General features: G+C 34.5%; 14 protein-coding genes. 5 read left to right on the top strand and 9 right to left on the bottom strand.

What is annotated here, in order from left to right; genetic code table 11:
* Positions 1 to 151: 151 nt before the first annotated feature.
* The 3 genes from GM921_RS17165 to GM921_RS17155 form a co-directional block, all read right to left on the bottom strand.
* On the bottom strand, positions 152 to 1,864 hold the full coding sequence (locus tag GM921_RS17165; RefSeq protein ID WP_182923849.1) for a hypothetical protein: 1,713 nt from the start codon (positions 1,862 to 1,864) through the stop codon (positions 152 to 154).
* 154 nt (positions 1,865 to 2,018) lie between these two features.
* Positions 2,019 to 2,516, bottom strand: coding sequence for a hypothetical protein (locus GM921_RS17160; RefSeq protein ID WP_182923848.1), 498 nt, complete (start codon positions 2,514 to 2,516; stop codon positions 2,019 to 2,021).
* 222 nt (positions 2,517 to 2,738) lie between these two features.
* On the bottom strand, positions 2,739 to 4,178 hold the full coding sequence (locus tag GM921_RS17155; protein ID WP_182923847.1) for an APC family permease: 1,440 nt from the start codon (positions 4,176 to 4,178) through the stop codon (positions 2,739 to 2,741).
* A 267-nt stretch (positions 4,179 to 4,445) separates the two neighbouring features.
* Here GM921_RS17155 and GM921_RS17150 point away from each other — a divergent pair, with 267 nt between their 5' ends.
* The 5 genes from GM921_RS17150 to GM921_RS17130 all read left to right on the top strand — a co-directional run bounded on the left by GM921_RS17150 (position 4,446) and on the right by GM921_RS17130 (position 11,532).
* Positions 4,446 to 6,743, top strand: a complete 2,298-nt coding sequence (locus GM921_RS17150; RefSeq protein WP_182923846.1) for a sodium-translocating pyrophosphatase — start codon at positions 4,446 to 4,448, stop codon at positions 6,741 to 6,743.
* Positions 6,744 to 6,879: 136 nt separating this feature from the next.
* The gene (locus tag GM921_RS17145) at positions 6,880 to 8,604 is read left to right on the top strand and encodes an amino acid permease (protein ID WP_182923845.1); all 1,725 of its coding nucleotides are present in this window, start codon (positions 6,880 to 6,882) and stop codon (positions 8,602 to 8,604) included.
* A 648-nt stretch (positions 8,605 to 9,252) separates the two neighbouring features.
* Positions 9,253 to 9,828 carry a MarC family protein gene (locus GM921_RS17140; protein ID WP_182923844.1) on the top strand — a complete coding sequence of 192 codons (576 nt, stop codon included), beginning with the start codon at positions 9,253 to 9,255 and terminating at the stop codon, positions 9,826 to 9,828.
* 188 nt (positions 9,829 to 10,016) lie between these two features.
* Positions 10,017 to 10,952: a hypothetical protein gene (locus GM921_RS17135; protein ID WP_182923843.1), complete on the top strand. Its 936-nt coding sequence runs from the start codon at positions 10,017 to 10,019 to the stop codon at positions 10,950 to 10,952.
* 52 nt (positions 10,953 to 11,004) lie between these two features.
* The gene (locus tag GM921_RS17130) at positions 11,005 to 11,532 is read left to right on the top strand and encodes a GNAT family N-acetyltransferase (RefSeq protein WP_182923842.1); all 528 of its coding nucleotides are present in this window, start codon (positions 11,005 to 11,007) and stop codon (positions 11,530 to 11,532) included.
* A 388-nt stretch (positions 11,533 to 11,920) separates the two neighbouring features.
* Here GM921_RS17130 and GM921_RS17125 read toward each other — a convergent pair whose 3' ends face one another.
* The 6 genes from GM921_RS17125 to GM921_RS17100 form a co-directional block, all read right to left on the bottom strand.
* Positions 11,921 to 13,096, bottom strand: a complete 1,176-nt coding sequence (locus tag GM921_RS17125) for an RsmB/NOP family class I SAM-dependent RNA methyltransferase (RefSeq protein WP_182923841.1) — start codon at positions 13,094 to 13,096, stop codon at positions 11,921 to 11,923.
* Positions 13,097 to 13,102: 6 nt separating this feature from the next.
* On the bottom strand, positions 13,103 to 14,341 hold the full coding sequence (locus GM921_RS17120; protein ID WP_182923840.1) for an ABC transporter substrate-binding protein: 1,239 nt from the start codon (positions 14,339 to 14,341) through the stop codon (positions 13,103 to 13,105).
* On the bottom strand, positions 14,298 to 15,824 hold the full coding sequence (guaA, locus tag GM921_RS17115) for a glutamine-hydrolyzing GMP synthase (RefSeq protein WP_182923839.1): 1,527 nt from the start codon (positions 15,822 to 15,824) through the stop codon (positions 14,298 to 14,300). The genes GM921_RS17120 and guaA overlap by 44 nt, the downstream gene beginning before the upstream one ends.
* Before the next feature lie 100 nt (positions 15,825 to 15,924).
* Positions 15,925 to 16,356, bottom strand: coding sequence for a deoxycytidylate deaminase (locus GM921_RS17110; RefSeq protein WP_182923838.1), 432 nt, complete (start codon positions 16,354 to 16,356; stop codon positions 15,925 to 15,927).
* A gap of 32 nt (positions 16,357 to 16,388) precedes the next feature.
* Positions 16,389 to 17,732 (bottom strand): sugar MFS transporter, encoded by a 1,344-nt coding sequence (locus tag GM921_RS17105; protein ID WP_182923837.1) that lies wholly within the window; start codon positions 17,730 to 17,732, stop codon positions 16,389 to 16,391.
* Positions 17,733 to 17,910: 178 nt separating this feature from the next.
* A complete protein-coding gene (locus tag GM921_RS17100; RefSeq protein WP_182923836.1) occupies positions 17,911 to 19,347 on the bottom strand; it encodes an MFS transporter in 1,437 nt (478 codons plus the stop codon).
* Between the last annotated feature and the right edge of the window lie 82 nt (positions 19,348 to 19,429).

The raw sequence follows: 19,429 nt of genomic DNA, 5'->3' as shown, positions 1-19,429 counted from the left end.
TCATATTTACGGCTCAAGGTTCTTTAATTTTTAAATCTTACTATTATTTCACACGCCACAGGTGTGCGCTAGCCTTGGGCTCAGTGAAGCTAAATCTTTCTTTTTATTTTTAGCTCTCCTTACTGGTGCACGTCTGTGAGTTCAATGTTTATCATTTTATTACTTTTAGATACTTATAAGTGTCATCCGACTTTAATAAAACATATTTGTTCCAAAATTCAGTATCGTTTAAATTATCAACTGAAAAATTCCATTCTGTTAGGGTACTTATTTGTTCTACAACTTGGCTCCCATATAAGTTGTCGGTTACTATTTTGGGTTCAAAATAAGTCCATTCAAAAACATTATTTTGGTTACCTCGTATTACAAAATAGTGGATTGTCTTTTTTCCAGCTTTGCTTGTTATCAAAGTTGGATTAATCACAATTGATTTATCTGCTGGATAGATTAAAGAATGCTCAGATATTTTATAATAAGTTTCTGGATTTTTAGACTTCAGTTTTAGATAAAACTGCGCAAATAATTCTTCTTTGGTTTTATTAAATTCGGAATTTTCCGTTTCTAACTCCTTTCGCATTTTGTTTGCAACAATTTCATATAAACCAAGATAAGGTCTGTTGTTTATTTCATCCGTCTTCCAAATAGTTTCTCCATATCTTTCCCAGTCGGGGTTTTGTTTTAGATCGAGCACTTTCTTAAATAGTTCAGTTTCCCAAAAGTCTGAGTTAAATCCTGTTGAATTTTCTTTGAAGAAATTCCATTGTTGTAGGTTACTAAAGAATTCTTGTTGACCATCAGTTAATGTCTTTGCATCAAAATATGTCACGTTGGATTTTTCATAATACCATTTGTCTTTGTACTTCAAACCTTTAACTATATATCCGTAAGTTTTTGGAATGTCATCTAAAAATCCTTCATCTTTTATGTCTTTACTTGAAATGATATTTACATTTTTATCTTTTTTATTGTCTTTCAATGTCTTGAAGTCTTGTGCGGAAACTTGCTCTAAAAAGAATGCAACAAATTTACTTTTGTCAGTACTGAATAGTGCTTGATAAACTATGTCAACATTAATATTGCTGTCTATAGGAGAAATAATACTTTTAACTAATTGCTTATCAAAAGGTTGATTGAAATAGCTATTCATTAAAACATCAAATCTTTCCCGCTGTAACTGCTTTTCTCTTTTTAATGTAGGGCTATTTGATGCTATGGTATAAATAACTTCTCCTAACGCTTGAGATAGTGCATTATTTATGGTGCAATTAATTGTTTTGTCTGCACAAGCAAATTCAAAACCAGGATTATTCCAGTCGCCAATGTATGTTTTGTCAAGAATTATAGAATTTGAAACATTGTCATAAAGTTGCACCGTAATTTTTGCGTAGTTAATTTTATTCTCTTTGTATAGTTCAATTGAAGCGAAATTTAAAACATATTGTAGTTTTTCCTTTTCGGAATGTGTTTTCAATTCGCCCAATGTGCCATTACTTTTAATGTCTTTAAGTTTTATTAATAGATTAGGGAATTTTTCAAAGAAGCGATACACCAAAAATTGTTCGGAAATAAAACTTGTTTTTTTGAAAAAATCAAGGTCTTTAGAAAACTCTATTTCACTCTTTGTGATAATTTGTATGTTCTCGGGTTGCTTCTTAAAATCGAGAGAATTAAGTGCTTGGCCCTGTTCTGAATTATTTGTATTTTTCTTTATTTCATTGTTATAGTTTGAAATTTCTTTGTCAAATGCTTTGTCGTATCTTGTCACATTTGGCGCAAGTATGAGAATTTGTGGTTCGTAAACCATCTGTCCGAAAGTTGTATTTATGGTCAGTACAAATAATATGGTCATTAAATGTTTCATCATTGTTGTATCGTTGTTTAGCTGCTTACTGGTGCACGTCTGTGACGTGTACCTTTTAAAAAAGGTATAATCCTTCTTTATTATGGAATTTATATTTCCGGCTCAAGGTTCTTTAATTTTTAAATCTTATTATTATTTCACATGCCACAGGCGTGCGTTAGCGTTGTTTTATTAATCTTGTTTTTGTCGTTTGCATAGTTAATCGTTCGCCTTTATTTGTCTTTTTATATTTCTCTGTTCTGTCAAATTCAATAGTAAAGTCTTGCATATTTAATGTTTCAAGTATGGTCTTTGCCTTTTGTCGAACATCTTGCCATTCTGAACTCGTTTCCAAAAGAAAGTCATCCCAAAAATCAAGCGATTTGTCACCACTTTGCTCTTCAAAATATTTGTCCAATTCTTTGAGTTTCTCAACTTGAGAACTTGTCAAAAGTCCACTATCTAAATACTCCTGATATTCAAGTGTAAAATAGGTATCAAAGTCAATTGCCATTTCATCACAAATTGCTCCAATGCCAATTATTTCTGCCTGTCGCTCTGCCGAACTTGAAAGAGTTACTAAGTTCTTTATGAGCTCACCAAATTTCCAATGAACTAAATTATCGTCATTTGTCAGGTCGGTGTCGCCATAATTGTTTGTTGGATCAAAGTGCATATTTTCTTTTCTAGGGTGTGTATGTAAAATGCCAGCTAACTTGTAAATATGCGCAACTTGAACACATATGCGTTTATAAACGAATATATACGTTTCATATCCGATTATTAAATATTTTCTTTTATAAGTTTTTAGTTAAAGCCTTCATTTACCAAACAAAAAAGGATGACAAGAAACTAACCTTACCATCCTTTAACTAATCTTGTTAATTCTTAAATCATTTTAAACTGCTTTTTTTCTATTAATGAAAAAGTAAACAGGAACTCCTAATAAAACAATGATCAAACCAGGCCAAGTATATTGTTGTTTATACATTAGCAGTAAAATACAAAATGAGGCACCAATTAATAAATAAACTATTGGTGTAACCGGATATAACCATGTTTTGTAAGGCCTTTCTAAATTAGGTTGCTTTATCCTTAAATAAATTACACCAAAAACAGTAATCATGTAAAACAGTACGATAACAAAAGAGATCATATCTAATAGATTACCATATTGTCCGCTTAAACATAAAACTGCAGCCCAAATTCCTTGCATCCAAAGTGATTTTTCTGGAACTCCATTTTTGTTGTTCGTAATCGCTGCTTTAAAAAACATCCCATCCTTGGCCATGGTTTGGAAAACTCTTGAGCCTGCAAGTACCAAACCGTTAATGCAACCAAATGTTGAAATCATTACTAAAACTGCCATTATTATTGTACCTATACCGCTACCGAAAATTTGCTCGGAAGCGACAACAGCAACCCTATCATTAACTGCAAAAGCAATTCCATCTCTGTTTAACGTATTGAGGTAAACAAAATTGACTAATAAATAAAGTATCATCACTGCAGAAGTACCTAAAACCATAGCACGTACTATATTTTTTTTAGGATTTTCTATTTCTCCTGAAACAAAAGTTACGTTTTCCCAAGCTACGCTAGAAAATACAGAACCTACCATTGCAGCTGCAATGCCTCCCATAATGGTCATTCCAGAAATAGATTGCCATCCAGATTTTATAAAGTTTCCAGCTGCATCTGTATTCAGATTATTAAATGCTTTCCAGCCAAGGCCCATATTCCCGCTCCAAAAATTAGTTTTCACCAAAAGGAAACCTAAAACAATTAGGCCAATTAAAGCGACGATTTTAGATCCGGTAAAAATGTTTTGTAATATTTTACCACCTTCTACACCTTTAGTATTGATATACGTTAAAAGCAGAATAACGACAATAGCCAAAATCTGTATCCAGGTAATTTTATAGCCACCACTTTGAAAAATTGGTGCAGCATCATTTAATGTTGGTATGAGATAGGCTGTAAATTTACCAAAGGCAACTCCAACAGCAGCAATAGTACCTGTTTGAATTACAGTAAACATACCCCAACCATATAGAAACCCCATCATCTTTCCAAAGATTTCTTTTAAGTAAGTGTATTGCCCACCAGCCTTCGGAAACATAGCCGAAAGTTCTCCATAAGAAATTGCAGCAGCTATTGTCATTACCCCAGTTATTATCCAAACAACAATTAACCAATATCCTGAACCTAAATTCCTCATGATATCAGCACTTACAATAAAAATACCGCTGCCAATCATTGACCCCATTACCAACATTACAGCATCAAATAGGCCTAATTTTCTCTTTACAGCACCTTCTTCTTTTTGGTTTTCCATCAATTTTTAGTTTTTTGTTTAGTTTAGTTAAGGCTAATATATAGCAAATAAAATATAAAAGGAATAGCGATGAACGAGGATAGGTTCAGATTATTACGTAAAAAGAAAAAATGTTGACAATCATTTACATAAAAATTTGGTTATTAGCTAAACACGCTTATTTTTGCAATCCATGTATTATTTTTATTTCATCTGTTTATCTAATTTTAAAACGGACAGATGGAGCTAAGGTTCACAACTAAACAAAGCAAAATATAAACTTAAACTATGAATTTTCTACAAGACAATTTAATCTATTCCATCCCTCTATTGGGCCTAATCGGTATTCTGGTTATGGCTGTGAAAAGTGCGTGGGTAAACAAACAAGATGCAGGTGATGCAAATATGCAAGAACTTGCTGGCTACATTGCCGATGGTGCAATGGCCTTTTTAAAAGCAGAATGGAAAGTGTTGAGCATTTTCGTTGCCTTTACCGCTGCTATTTTAGCGTATTCGGGTACCATTCATGAAATTAATGGTGTAGCAATGCACTCGAGCTGGATTATTGCCGTAGCCTTTATTATAGGTGCTTTTTTCTCAGCATTTGCTGGATTTATTGGCATGAAAGCCGCTACAAAAGCAAACGTTCGTACTACGCAAGCTGCAAGAACTAGTTTAAAACAAGCGTTAAAAGTAAGTTTTACTGGTGGTACCGTAATGGGACTTGGTGTTGCTGGTTTAGCTGTACTAGGTTTAGGCGGATTATTTATTGTTTTCTTACAAGTATTTCATGTGATTGCGCCAAACAGTACCGAAATGAGAACTGCCATTGAAGTTTTAACTGGTTTCTCTTTAGGTGCTGAATCTATTGCTTTATTTGCTCGTGTTGGTGGTGGTATTTATACTAAAGCTGCCGATGTTGGTGCAGATTTAGTGGGTAAAGTTGAAGCTGGTATTCCGGAAGATGATGTGCGTAACCCTGCAACTATTGCAGATAACGTGGGTGATAACGTAGGTGATGTGGCTGGTATGGGTGCCGATTTATTTGGTTCGTATGTAGCTACCATCTTAGCAACCATGGTTTTGGGACAAGAAATTGTTGTTGAAAAATTGAACGGAATATATTCAGATGGATTAGGTGGTTTCTCTCCGGTTTTATTGCCAATGGTAATTTGCGGCTTGGGAATTCTATTTTCTATTGTTGGTACTTGGTTCGTTCGCATTAAAGGCGAAGATTCTAATGTACAAACTGCGTTAAACTTAGGAAACTGGAGTTCAATTGCATTAACAGCTGTTGCTTCTTACTTTATTGTGAAATTAATGTTGCCAGCTACCTTACATTTAAGAGGTGTTGATTTTACTAGCATGGATGTGTTTTATGCCATTCTTGTTGGTTTAGTGGTGGGTACTTTAATGAGTGTGATTACCGAATACTATACTGCAATGGGCAAAGGTCCGGTTAATTCAATTATTCAACAGTCTGGTACAGGTCACGCGACAAATATTATTGGTGGTTTATCGGTAGGTATGAAATCTACAGTTGCACCAATTTTAGTATTAGCAGCGGGTATCATTTGCTCGTATTCATTTGCAGGTTTATATGGGGTTGCTATTGCAGCAGCGGGTATGATGGCAACTACAGCCATGCAGTTAGCCATCGATGCTTTCGGTCCAATTGCAGATAATGCAGGTGGTATTGCCGAAATGAGCCAATTACCTCCAGAAGTTCGTGAACGTACAGATAATTTAGATGCCGTTGGTAACACTACCGCAGCAACTGGAAAAGGGTTTGCAATTGCTTCAGCAGCATTAACTTCCTTAGCTTTATTTGCTGCCTTTGTTGGTGTGGCAGGTATTTCTGCGATTGATATTTACAAAGCTCCTGTTTTGGCTGGTTTGTTTGTGGGTGCAATGATCCCTTTCATCTTCTCAGCATTGTGTATTGCCGCGGTTGGTAAAGCAGCAATGGATATGGTACAAGAAGTTCGTCGTCAGTTCCGTGAAATTCCTGGAATTATGGAATACAAAGCGAAACCAGAATATGAAAAATGTGTAGCGATCTCTACTAAAGCTTCCATTCGTGAAATGATGTTGCCAGGGGCGATTGCCTTATTGGTTCCAATTATTGTAGGTTTTGGCTTTAAAGGTGTTTTTCCAGCAGTGAGTTCTGCCGAGATTTTAGGTGGTTTATTAGCTGGTGTAACTGTATCTGGTGTATTGATGGGTATTTTCCAATCTAATGCTGGTGGTGCTTGGGACAACGCAAAGAAATCTTTCGAGAAAGGTGTTAAGATTAATGGGGAGATGTTTTACAAAAAATCAGAACCACATAAAGCTTCTGTAACTGGTGATACTGTTGGAGATCCATTTAAAGATACTTCAGGTCCATCAATGAATATCTTGATTAAATTAATGTCTATCGTTTCTTTAGTTATTGCACCTTATATTGCTATTAGTCCTTCAAATGCACAAGGGACAGAACAAGTAAGAAAAGAAATAATTAAAATGATGAAAACTGTTGATTCTTTGGGAACAGTAAAGATAGATACCATAACAAATGAAATTGATACCGTTATCAAACGTTAATATCTTTTAAATGTTACTAAGTAAAGGGGGTTTTGGATAAAAATCCCCTTTATTTTTACATTATTTTTATTTAGGTTTGAACCTATATTTAATAAAACTGAAAACTTATAGAAACACTTTAACTAAACCTTAAACTATGAATTTTAGAAAGTCAATTGACTTACTTACAAAAGAAGCAGAAGAGAGCGGAGAAGGCACACTGAAGCGGACCCTCGGCCCCGTAAATTTAGTTGCTTTGGGTATTGGTGCTATTATTGGCGCCGGACTATTCTCTATCACAGGCTCTGCGGCAGCTAACAATGCTGGTCCTGCAATTACCATTTCATTTATTATTGCAGCTATTGGTTGTGCTTTTGCTGGCTTATGCTATGCAGAATTTGCATCGATGATACCAGTTGCTGGTAGTGCTTATACGTATTCTTATGCTACCATGGGCGAGTTTATCGCTTGGATTATTGGATGGGATTTGGTACTTGAATATGCTGTTGGTGCCGCTACGGTTGCAATTAGCTGGAGCAGGTATCTGGTCAAATTCCTCGATTACTTTAATGTACACTTACCCGCCCAGGTGGTAATGTCGCCATTTGATACTGCGGTATTGGCAGATGGAACATCAGTATCGGGTATGTTTAATTTACCTGCAGTATTTATTGTGGTATTAATGTCGTTAATCTTAATTAAAGGAACTAAAGAATCTGCAGTAATCAACGGTGTAATTGTAGCTGTTAAAGTTGTAATTGTTTTAATCTTCATCTTCTTAGGATGGAAATATATCAATGCAGATAACTATTCTCCTTACTTTATTCCTGCTGATAAACCTGGACACGAAGGGTTTTTCACTAACGGATGGGGTGGTGTAATTAGAGCTGCTGCAATTGTGTTTTTTGCTTATATCGGTTTTGATGCCGTTTCTACTGCTGCGCAGGAAGCAAAAAACCCTAAAAAAGATATGCCTATCGGTATTTTAGTCTCTCTATTTATTTGTACTATTCTATATATCTTGTTTGCTCACGTAATGACAGGTGTTGCTAACTACGATTTATTTAAAGGTCAGGATGGTATTGCTCCAGTTGCTGTTGCAATTGATAACATGGGTGTTAAAAATGCTGCAGGTCTTGTAACTCCAGCTTATCCTTGGTTAAACAAAGCAATTATCTTAGCTATTTTAGGTGGTTATGCTTCTGTAATCATGGTAATGCTAATGGGTCAATCAAGAGTATTCTTCTCTATGAGTAAAGATGGATTAATCCCTAAAGTATTCTCAAGTGTACACTCTAAATTCGGTACTCCATCAAAAAGCAATTTATTGTTTATGGTGTTTGTGAGTTTATTCGCTGCTTTCGTTCCAGCTCGTGTAGTTGGTGAAATGACAAGTATCGGTACTTTATTCGCATTTATCCTAGTATGTATTGGTGTTATGATTTTAAGAAAACGTATGCCAGATTTGCCTAGAGCATTTAAAGTTCCTTTGGTTCCACTTATCCCTATTTTAGGTGTATTGGTGTGTTTAGGTATGATGGTGTTCTTACCACTTGATACTTGGGTTCGTTTATTGGTATGGATGATTATTGGTATCAACGTGTACTTATTCTATGGTATTAAAAACAGTTTATTATCAGATAATAAAGTAACAACGCTGATTAGAAGCAATAAAGTGGTTTCTTATGTTGGTTTAGTTTTAGCTGCTTTACTAATTATCGTAGCTGTGTTACATCACCAATTATCAATACAAGCAATGGAAACTGATGCTACTGTTAAAGCAGATGTAGGTTTATACTACTTCTCTTTGGTTTTTGCTGTGGTACACGTGTTAGTATATGGATATAGAATCGCAACTGCGAAAAATATCCAAGCAAAATAATTTAATTTAATAGTATGAAAGCCTCCTCAGTTAAAACTGAGGAGGCTTTTTTTGTTTATATCTTGTCATCCAGAGCGTAGCGAAGGATCTCTCTTTCTCCCAACGCTCTGGCTTGCCTCGGCTCTTGATAGCCGAAGGATCAAGTTACTTTTTTCTTGATGAAAAAGTAACCAAAAAATCAAGGCTCTGAATCATTTCTCGGATTACGCTATCCAAACTTTTAAGGCGACAGAAAAAGGTCCGATGAAAAATCGAACTGCTTTCTGTCTTGGGTAGTGGTTATTTTAAGGTAGTGCAAAAGTTTGAATGCGTTCTCCTTCGGAATGCTTCAAGGCCAGTCCTAGTTCTTGGGAAGGATTTGTGATTTGGGAAGGGTTGTAAAGCGGTTGCGTCATTTCGACCATAGTGAAGAACTACGGAGTGCTCAGCGAAGCTGAATCTTTGTTTTTAGCTCACCGCCGCTAAGACTATCGTCATTGAGAGAAGCGCAGCGACGAAGCAATCTTTCTAATCATGAAAGATTGCTTCGCCCCGATGAAAAATCGGAGACTCGCAATGACGACAATTATAATAAAACAATTTTTATTAATCGAACTCAGATTAATATCTACACATAACTCTTACATTTGTTATAAAACCATCCCGATTATGGAACATTTACAATTCGATTTCAGTGAAATTTTATCTACCACAATGGTGCTGTTTGCCATTATTGATATTTTAGGATCTATCCCTATTGTAATTGAATTACGTAAAAAGGCCGGACATATCCAGTCTGAAAAGGCTGCTATTGTTGCCACAGCTTTAATGATTGTCTTTTTATTTGCTGGCAAAACATTATTAAGCGTAATTGGTGTCGATGTAGAATCTTTTGCTATTGCAGGTTCTTTTGTAATTTTTGCTTTAGCGATGGAAATGGTTTTAGGTTTAACCATTTTTAAAGAAGATGCACCAGAAACCGTTTCTATTGTCCCTTTAGCTTTTCCATTAATTGCTGGTGCAGGAACAATGACTACCCTGCTTTCCTTAAAAACAGAATATGCTACTCAAAATATTATTGTAGGTATTATCCTGAATATGATTTTTGTTTATTTTGTATTGAAGAATACAGATAGACTTGAAAAGCTTTTCGGTAAAACTGGATTAAACATCTTAAGAAAAGCATTTGGTATTATTCTTTTAGCTATCGCGATAAAATTATTTAGGACTAATACGGGTTTGTAGTTAAGAGCATACTATTTGAAAGATCGTCATGCCCAGCTCGACTGGGTATCGTAATGAATTAGTAGGTAAACACTAAACCTTTTCATCGCATTACGATTCCCGTTTTCACGGGAATGATGATATTATTAACCAAATACAACTTTGTAACAAACTTTAAGTAAATTATCTTTAGTTTCATAAAGTAAAATATGAGACCAACCGTAACCGCTCTAATCCTTCTATTAATTCTTGGTTGTAAAAGACAACAAGACCAAATTGAAAAATTCATATTCGATAATAGCCAGGTAAATACGAAACAGGTTCATAAATACACATTCTTTACTGATGGCAAGATTAAAATAGATAAATCTATAATCTATACTTACATGGCAGAAAAGGCTGTAGACAGTATGGTCTTCACGAAAGAATTCTTTTACAACAAGAAGGGAAAGATAGAGAGAATAATAGAACTTGAAAATGGAGATAAAGAACTTAAAGTTTATAATGCTCAGGATTCTTTAATAGGTAATTTTAAAATTAATAAAGAAAACGATACTACATTTTCCGAAAAGACATTTTATGAAAATGGAAAGAAAACAAGTCTAGATACAAGATGGCTTAGACTAAAACTTCCAGATTTTGAGAATCCAAAAAAAGAGGCGCTAAGAAGTTTCGACACATTACTTACGAGGAAAGAATTTTTATATCAGAACGACTTAATCTCTAAAACTATTGTAACCGAGCAAGGAAAATTGCAAGAAGAAGTTCTTTATTTTTATAAGGATGGGGTTCAATACAAAAAAGAAACCTACTCTTTTTTAAAAGGATTAAAATATCTTAAAGAGACAACGACCTTTAATTTGAAGAATAATAACAAATCTGATTTTGTCGCTATAAATAACGAGGGGGATACTTCAACTGTAAAAGAGACAATCAGGCAAGAAAATACTACTATTATTGCTACAAATTATAAAAGTGCAGGTATTCAAATCATTGAATATTATAATGAGAAAAATCAACTTATAGGAACAATAGATGTCAATCTAAAAGACAAAATTAAGAACATTGCATCGATTTCATATGATAACAAAGGCAATATTATAGAAGAATCAAGCTATCGACAAAGGCTGAATGACTTCCGCTAACAAGGGCTGGAATTCAATCACCACTAATTATATTGCATAGAAATTTAACATCATGATAAACAGAAATTTCACACCTTTCCCTATTTTGACAACCGAAAGGCTAACTCTTAGAGAATTATCTACTGATGACCAGCAAGATATTTTTGCGTTGCGTTCTGACGCAGAAATAAACAAATACCTTGGCAGAGCTCCAAGCAAGACAATTGAAGATGCAATAAACTTTATCAATAGTGTTAATGATAACATTAAAAATAACAACTCAATTTATTGGGCAATTAGCTTGACAAGTACAAAAACATTTGTTGGGACAATTTGCCTTTTTGACTTTTCAAACGAACAAAACAGTTGCGAAATCGGATATGAATTGATAACAAAATTTCAAGGGCAAGGAATTATGAAAGAAGCTATTGAAGCAGTCATCGACTATGCTTTTCAGACCTTGCAGTTTCAAAAAATAGTAGCGTTTACGCACAACGAAAATCAGGGTTCAACTAAACTATTGACAAAATTTAACTTTCTTCCATCAAAAGATGCAGACAAAGAAAATCCCGATCTTACTATTTTCACATTGACGAGGTAATTTCAAAATTAACTTTCTTAATTTATTAAAAGGTCGTCATGCCCAGCTCGACTGGGTATCGTAATGAATTAGCAAGTAAATACTAAACCTGTTCACCGCTTTACGATGCCCGTTTTCACGGGAATGACGAAGGAGAGCATAGAAAAATATTAACCACAGATAAAAAGGGATGCACACAGATATAAATTATCTGTGTTTATCTGTGTACATCTGTAGTTAAATTATTTAGAATTATACCAGTTTGTAACAAATATTCAGTAAATTGGTCTTATAGTTGTAATTGATTTGTAATGAACAGTTTTGAGCAATTTACGGTAATCATTGGTGCATTAGCCATTCTCTTCGAAGCCATTAGGCATTTGAAAGAGAAACTTAAACATTGGCATCACTAGCCAACCTTTTCTTGCTTGATCAATCGAGCTACAAACATACTATCTGCTTTATCGGTGTAACCTTTTATCAATTCCATTTTCTCTAGTTTCAAATCAAAATTATCGACTAGATAGTTAACTACATCTTCGTTTTCTGCTTTAAAGACAGAACAAGTCATGTAAATTAACGGTTTACCGGGTTTTAGATATTTAACTACGTTCGCAGCGATTGCTTTTTGAAGCTTTACATAGTTCTCTATTTTATACTTCTCGAAATAATACAACATTTCAGGTGTACGTCTCCACGTTCCAGAACCCGAACAAGGTGCATCTAATAAAATGCCGTCAAACTCGTAGTGGTGTAAGATCTGATCGTTATTTTGTAAAAGGTCAATTACTTTTAAATGATATTTTTTAATCCCCGATTGTAGAAAACGTTCTTGTAAATTCGATAAACTGTTTTCTCTCACATCGCTCACTAAAAGTTCTATATTAGGCTCTAAGCTATGTAGGAGTAATGATTTTCCGCCAGATGCGGCACAACAATCCCACCAATAATCGTACTTTTTAGGTTCGTAATAAGCACCTGTTTGTTGCGAAGAAAGATCTTGAATTTGATATAGCCTTAGGTCGTTAATTACTTGCTCTAACTTTGTCCCGTTAGGTAAAGCTAAAGTAGTTGAAGAAACTTCTTTATAGGAAACTTCATTCGCTTTTAGCTGATTAATTACCGCTTGAATGTGAGTTTCTTTTACTCTGATAAATAAATCTGGCTGAACAAAGAAAGCTGGATAAAAATCCTCTTTCTCAATCCCATCCGAAAGCTCAACATTAAAAGGAAAGACTTCTTCAAGCTTAAATGTTGGATAATTCTTTTTAACTAATGTTATTTTATCATTAACAGCTTTCGAAATTGATTCTTCTAGTTTCGGAAGGTATTTTGAAATGATTAAACTCGTAGTGTCATGACATAAAAAATCAGCAATTGCTAATCTTTCTAAGTTATCTAGTTTACTTAATGCTTTGCCCAGTCTAAAAAAACTGTAAATATATCGCGTTGCCCATCTCCTATCGGATGAGCCCATTTGTTTGTTTTGTTTAAAATAAGTGAACAAATACCGATGTAAAGGCAACACGCCATCATAACTTTTTAAAAGTTGTTCAAATGCCCGTACGTGATGCTCTACCTTCATATGCTATTATTCAACTGTGTTTAAGCTAAGATTTTTATACTGCACTAGCATTAAGTCTTTGTTAAAGTATCCATATTGCGAATTAAAACCAAACTCGAATGAGTTGTGCAGGCCTTTATATTTTTCCTTTGTTAAATAATCTAAGTAATCTGCCCCATGTTTAGCTAATAGTTTCCCGAAGTAAAATCCTATATCAAATCCTTTATAAGAATATTCACTTGGTTCGAAGTTAAATTGAGCACGATACTTTTTGATGAAATTAATTACCGCCGTACTTTTATAATCAATTTTATAAGATGCGCTTATAATAGTATTTAAACCTTGTAATTGATCTATATTATAGGTTTGTTTCATCCAATTTGGGTGGCCAAAAAGATTAATATCGTAGTCTGCAGTCTTTAAGTTTTTAAGCTTAAATAGTTTATCAATACTTGGTTTTACAAAAGACATCTCTGATGAGCAAATTACCACAGCATATCGTTTTCCTTTAACCATTCTGGTTTCAAAGGCATAGGCCGATGTAAATTCCTGAACAATAAATGATGGGTACTTCGCTTTAAACTGATTTCTAATTGGTGCTGCAAATTGCTCGTCAGCCGTTTTTTTAGGATTAATTAAAACTACAATTGCATTGTTACTCTGATAGTGTTCTGCAATATAATCGGCTATTTTAACTCCATGCTGATCTATATTATTTACAATGGAGATTAATTTTGGGTTGTTAAAATCACTAGGTTTTGTTGCTGCTAAAGGCGAAACGATCGCCAAATCATTTGCAATCGCATAATTCGTGATGTATTTTATCCCATCTGGAAAAACAGGACCAATAATAAGATTACTATTCTTTAGACTTCCCTTTTTAAGGAGAACCGATAACTGACTATTATCATCTCTACTATCAAATACATTCAGTTTAAAATTGAGACCTAAAGACGCAGCCGAATCTATTCCAAGCTTTACTCCTTGATAAAAATCAATAGCCATATCTGACCTATCTAGTTGAGCTTTGGTAGCCGTTTCTAAATTGATCTGGTTTAGCTTAAAAGGAATTAATACGGAAATATCAGCTTCTGTAAATCTCTTTACAGGTTTTTCTGCTTTTACAACTGGCGGTATCTCTTTAACTGGTTTAGTTACACCAGTATTCACCTTTGGTGAACAGGATGCAATTAAAACAGCACTAAAAATTAGCAGCCAAAATTTATTCCCACTCAATAGTAGCTGGCGGTTTCGAACTAATATCATATACAACTCGGTTAATTCCTTTTACTTTATTGATAATTTCATTAGAAATTTTTGCGAGCACGTTATAAGGTAAATGGCACCAATCTGCAGTCATTCCATCAACAGATTCTACTGCACGTAGGCAAATTACATTTTCGTAGGTCCGCTCATCGCCCATTACCCCAACAGATTGAACTGGAAGGAAAATAGCGCCTGCTTGCCATACTTTATCGTATAATCCGGCTTCTTTTAAATTATTAATATAAATAGCATCTGCTTCTTGCAAAATAGCTACTTTTTCTGGAGTTACATCACCTAAAATTCTAATCGCTAAACCTGGGCCAGGAAAAGGGTGACGACCTAAAATAAATCCTTCAATCCCTAATGATTTCCCTACTCTTCTTACTTCATCTTTAAACAAAGTATTTAGTGGTTCAACAATCTTCAGTTTCATAAAATCTGGCAAACCACCAACATTATGATGAGATTTAATAGTTGCCGATGGTCCTTTTACAGAAACTGATTCAATAATATCTGGATAAATTGTTCCTTGAGCTAACCAAACTACATCTTGTACTTCGTGTGCTGCATCATCAAACACTTCTATAAAAACTCTGCCAATCGCTTTGCGTTTCAATTCTGGATCTTTTACACCTGCTAACTGACTTAAAAATCTTTCTTTTGCATCAACACCTTTGATGTTTAAACCCATGTGTTTGTATTGCTCCAACACACTTTCAAACTCATCTTTTCTAAGCAATCCATTGTCTACAAAGATGCAATGCAAGTTTTTGCCAATCGCTTTATGCAATAATATCGCCGCAACACTCGAATCAACTCCGCCAGATAAACCTAAAACTACTTTATCGTTTCCTAATTTGGCTTTAAGCTCTGCAATTGTCGTTTCAACAAATGCATCTGCTGTCCAATCTTGTGAACAACCACAAATATCTACTAAGAAATTCTCTAATAATATCTTTCCATCTGTACTATGCGTAACTTCTGGGTGGAATTGAATAGCATAAGTATTAGTATCTTTTACTTGATAACCTGCTACTTTCACTTCTGATGTACTTGCAATGATTTCGAAATTATCAGGTACATTTTTAATAGTATCTCCATGGCTCATCCATACTTGAGAATCAATGTTGATGCCTTTAAATAACTTATTCGAGTTATTTACAAAGTTCAAATTTGCTCTACCATATTCTCTAGTTGATGATGCTTGAACATCTCCCCCATTTTGCTGAGCTATAAACTGAGCGCCATAACAAACTGCCAATAATGGATACGCTGCAAATAAAGATAAATCTACAAATGGTGCATCTTCTTGACGAACAGAATATGGACTACCTGATAAAATAACTCCTTTTACAGTAGAATCTAACGCAGGAATATGATTAAATGGATGGATTTCGCAGTAAACATTGAGTTCGCGAACGCGACGAGCAATAAGCTGTGTAAACTGAGAACCAAAATCGAGAATGATGATTTTTTCTAGCATGCGCAAAGGTAGGAATTAGATATGAGATGTGAGATATGAGATGTGAGATTTCTTAGAGGCAAAGCATAAGAGGCCTCCAAAAATCTAAACAACCAAAAATCTAAATATCTATTTGATGTTGCATCACCTTAACGCCAAAACGGATTAAAAAATCTACGCCTTCATCGCTTGCTAAACCTTTGTAAGCTGCATACGAATCTTTAAAGTAAACTTTCTTAATTCCTGATGATAAAATTAATCGAGCACAAGCAATACAAGGTGAAAGTGTGGTATATAATGTTGACCCTTCTATTTTAGAACCATTCTTTATGGCATACAGAATAGCATTCTCTTCGGCATGTAAAGCTAAAGAGCAACTTCCTTTACTATCTCTGGCACAACCAGTTTCTGGCCATTCTTCATCGCAGTTATGTGTACCTGCCGGCGGACCATTATAACCGATAGAAATGATACGTGTATCCTTTGTTAAAACTGCACCAACATGTGCCCGCACACAATGTGAACGGGCAGCAAGGTCTGATGCTAAATTCATGAAAATATTTTGGAAAGATGGTTTACTCACTACTACGCTCTTTTTTCAATATGAAGATTTTTTAAACCCACTTTATGTCCTGCCATAGCAAAATATAAAATGAATAAATAGCAAGGCATCATGCTAATGAAAAACGCCAGCTGAAAATCAACATGTAATTTATCTTTTAAAACACCATACACTAAAGGCCAAATTGCGCCTCCAGCAATACCCATAATCATAATTGCCGAACCTGTTTTTGTAAATTTACCCAGGCCTTTTATCCCCAATGGGAAAATAGCTGGCCACATTAACGAATTGGCTAAGCCTAATAATGCTACAAAAATAACCGAAGTATACCCATGAGTAGCAAATGCACCTATTGTAAATAACAAACCAACAATAGCACATATTTTTAATGCAGCCTGTTGGGTAATGTATTTAGGAATAGTGTAAACGCCTATAAAATAACCTACCAACATACTCGCCAAAGTAAGCGTAGTATAATACAATGGTATTGTAATCGTATCGGTTATTTTAACCGTAGTGATGTATAAATTTAAGTTAAACTCCTTAGCGTAAATACCGATAATATCGCCCGCCATTACTTCTGCTGCTACATATACAAAAATACAGAAAGCTCCCAAAAACAAATGTGGGAATTGGAAAATACTAGTTTTTGCGGTATGTGTTGCGTCATCTGCTACCACTTCTTCTTTGTCTACATCAACTTCTGGTAAGTTAGAGAAACGAATAACAATGGCAAATAACGTAAAGACAATTGCCAATGTAATGTAAGGCGTATGTACACGGTTTAATATTTCAGTTAATAACGCTTCTTTTTCGGCAACTGTAGTAGCTACATTATTTATTTTCGCTGTAATGGCTTCAGAGTTTTTCAAGAAAATAGAACCCATGATAATAGGCACAATTATACCTGCAAATTTATTACACAAACCCATGATGCTAATGCGTTTTGCAGCACTTTCTATTGGGCCAATAATACTTATATAAGGATTTGAAGCTGTTTGCAATAATGCCAACGCTGCACCTTGAATAAATATACCTGTTAAAAATAAACCATAGCTTTTAGTATCTGCCGCAGGTATAAAAATTAACGAACCTAATCCCAAAATTAATAATCCTACGATGATTCCATTTCTAAATCCTATTTTCTTCAAAATCCAAGAAGAAGGTAGGGCCAAAAAGAAATAAGCCATATAGGAAGCAAATGTTACGAAAAATGCTTCTAAATCTGTTTTTAGATTAAGTGCTAATTTTAAAAATGGAATTAATGTACTGTTTGCCCAGGTTACAAATCCAAAAATGAAGAATAGTGCTCCAATTGTCGCAATTGCTTTTAAATTGTTTTGATGCTGGTGTGTGGGTTGGCTCATTTGTGTTTAGTTTAGTTTTTGAATGGCTAAATATGCAAAATAAATATTGTTTGAAACAATATGAAGATGCATTTAAACAACTTTTAACGAATAATTGCAAATATTTTAAAGATTTCAATAAAAAACAAAAGCTCCCCTCTTTAAAAGAAGGAAGCTTTTGCAAATATTTCAATTTTAATTAGTGACCACCAGACATCTTTTCGTCAAAGCTAATTCCTTGGGCTCTTAATATTCCGCTTACTTTCCATGCGTAATAGGCTAAATAAGCAAAACACAGAATACCTACTACATAACTATATTGGATGCCAATAAAGTGGATTTGTGAAACGTAACCTTGTAACCAGCTTACAATACCACCACCCATAATCATCATAATTAAATAACTACTACCTTGACTTGTATGTTTTCCTAATCCACTTACCGCAAGTGTGAAAATACATGGCCATAAAGTACTGCAGAATAAACCAACGCTCGTAAATGCATACACACTTACCATTCCTGTTGTAAACATTCCAATTAGCAATGCCAAAATCCCAATACCAGAAAAAATCAATAACATTCTAGCAGGATTTCCTTTACTAATAAAATCTGCAATAATTAACACTAGAATAATTAAAGCATATACATAAAATGGTTGCAAATCATGACCAAATGCAGCATTAACACCTAAAAATATCGCGAAGGCTAAATAAGGAGCTATAAATCTTAAAATCTTTTGAGTACCAACATTATCTGTAAAAGCTTCAACGGCACCAGTCCATCTACCAATCATCATACTTGCCCAATATAACGAGATATAGGGTGCAATATCTTTAATGGCAAAGCCTAAATCTTTTTCCATGTAGGCAGGCAAATTACTCGCTGTTGATACTTCAACACCTACATATACAAAAATACCAATCATACCCAAAACCAATTGCGGGTATTTTAATGCTGATCCTTTTATTGTGTTATCATCTAATTTGGCTTCAATTAAAGCCGGTTTATCTGGAAGTGGAGATAATTTTAAAAAGAGTGCTACTACTAAAAAAGCTGCTCCTAAAATTAGATATGGAATTTTTACACTTTCAATGCTCACATCGTTTGTGGCGCTTGAGATTGATCCGAAAATAGCAAAACTCACAATTAAAGGTCCAATGGTAGTACCTAAATTATTAATCCCTCCTGCTAGGGTTAATCGTTGCGAACCCGTCTTAATTGGCCCTAAAGCAATAGCTAGTGGATTTGCAACAGTTTGTTGTAGTGAAAAACCTAGCGCTACGATGAATAAACCAGAAAGCATTAAAGGGAATGAACCTAAATTTGCAGCTGGATAAAATAATAATGTTCCTACTGCTGAAATGGTCAGTCCTAATGCTAAACTGTTTTTGTATCCGATTGTGTTAATTAAATCTTTTTTCATTAGTGCAGAAATACCCACGTAGATTAATGAACCTACTGTATATGCTACGTAAAATGCGATAGAAACTAATTGGCTCTCACTTTGTGATAAATCAAATGCTTTTCTAAATACAGGAATTAATATGTCATTACTGGCTGCTACGAAGCCCCAAAAAAAGAATACAGTAACTAAGGGAATGAACTGTCCCCATTTGGTTTGTGAATTTTGTTCCATACTAGGATTTAGAGTTTAAAGTAAGTCTAATTTAAATTTAGTTTGTTAAACATAAATAAAATTTATTGCTTACTAAAGTGTA

The organism is Pedobacter planticolens (genome assembly GCF_014172375.1).
In the GTDB taxonomy this organism is placed as follows: Bacteria; Bacteroidota; Bacteroidia; order Sphingobacteriales; family Sphingobacteriaceae; genus Pedobacter; species Pedobacter planticolens.
This window is presented reverse-complemented; position numbering and strand designations above follow the sequence as displayed.

Excerpts from the sequence above, each read along its gene's own strand:
- GM921_RS17165 (WP_182923849.1), bottom strand. The coding sequence starts at position 1,864 with ATGATGAAACATTTAATGACCATATTATTTGTACTGACCATAAATACA.
- GM921_RS17160 (WP_182923848.1), bottom strand. The coding sequence starts at position 2,516 with ATGCACTTTGATCCAACAAACAATTATGGCGACACCGACCTGACAAAT.
- GM921_RS17155 (WP_182923847.1), bottom strand. The coding sequence starts at position 4,178 with ATGGAAAACCAAAAAGAAGAAGGTGCTGTAAAGAGAAAATTAGGCCTA.
- GM921_RS17150 (WP_182923846.1), top strand. The coding sequence starts at position 4,446 with ATGAATTTTCTACAAGACAATTTAATCTATTCCATCCCTCTATTGGGC.
- GM921_RS17145 (WP_182923845.1), top strand. The coding sequence starts at position 6,880 with ATGAATTTTAGAAAGTCAATTGACTTACTTACAAAAGAAGCAGAAGAG.
- GM921_RS17140 (WP_182923844.1), top strand. The coding sequence starts at position 9,253 with ATGGAACATTTACAATTCGATTTCAGTGAAATTTTATCTACCACAATG.
- GM921_RS17135 (WP_182923843.1), top strand. The coding sequence starts at position 10,017 with ATGAGACCAACCGTAACCGCTCTAATCCTTCTATTAATTCTTGGTTGT.
- GM921_RS17130 (WP_182923842.1), top strand. The coding sequence starts at position 11,005 with ATGATAAACAGAAATTTCACACCTTTCCCTATTTTGACAACCGAAAGG.
- GM921_RS17125 (WP_182923841.1), bottom strand. The coding sequence starts at position 13,096 with ATGAAGGTAGAGCATCACGTACGGGCATTTGAACAACTTTTAAAAAGT.
- GM921_RS17120 (WP_182923840.1), bottom strand. The coding sequence starts at position 14,341 with ATGATATTAGTTCGAAACCGCCAGCTACTATTGAGTGGGAATAAATTT.
- guaA (WP_182923839.1), bottom strand. The coding sequence starts at position 15,824 with ATGCTAGAAAAAATCATCATTCTCGATTTTGGTTCTCAGTTTACACAG.
- GM921_RS17110 (WP_182923838.1), bottom strand. The coding sequence starts at position 16,356 with ATGAATTTAGCATCAGACCTTGCTGCCCGTTCACATTGTGTGCGGGCA.
- GM921_RS17105 (WP_182923837.1), bottom strand. The coding sequence starts at position 17,732 with ATGAGCCAACCCACACACCAGCATCAAAACAATTTAAAAGCAATTGCG.
- GM921_RS17100 (WP_182923836.1), bottom strand. The coding sequence starts at position 19,347 with ATGGAACAAAATTCACAAACCAAATGGGGACAGTTCATTCCCTTAGTT.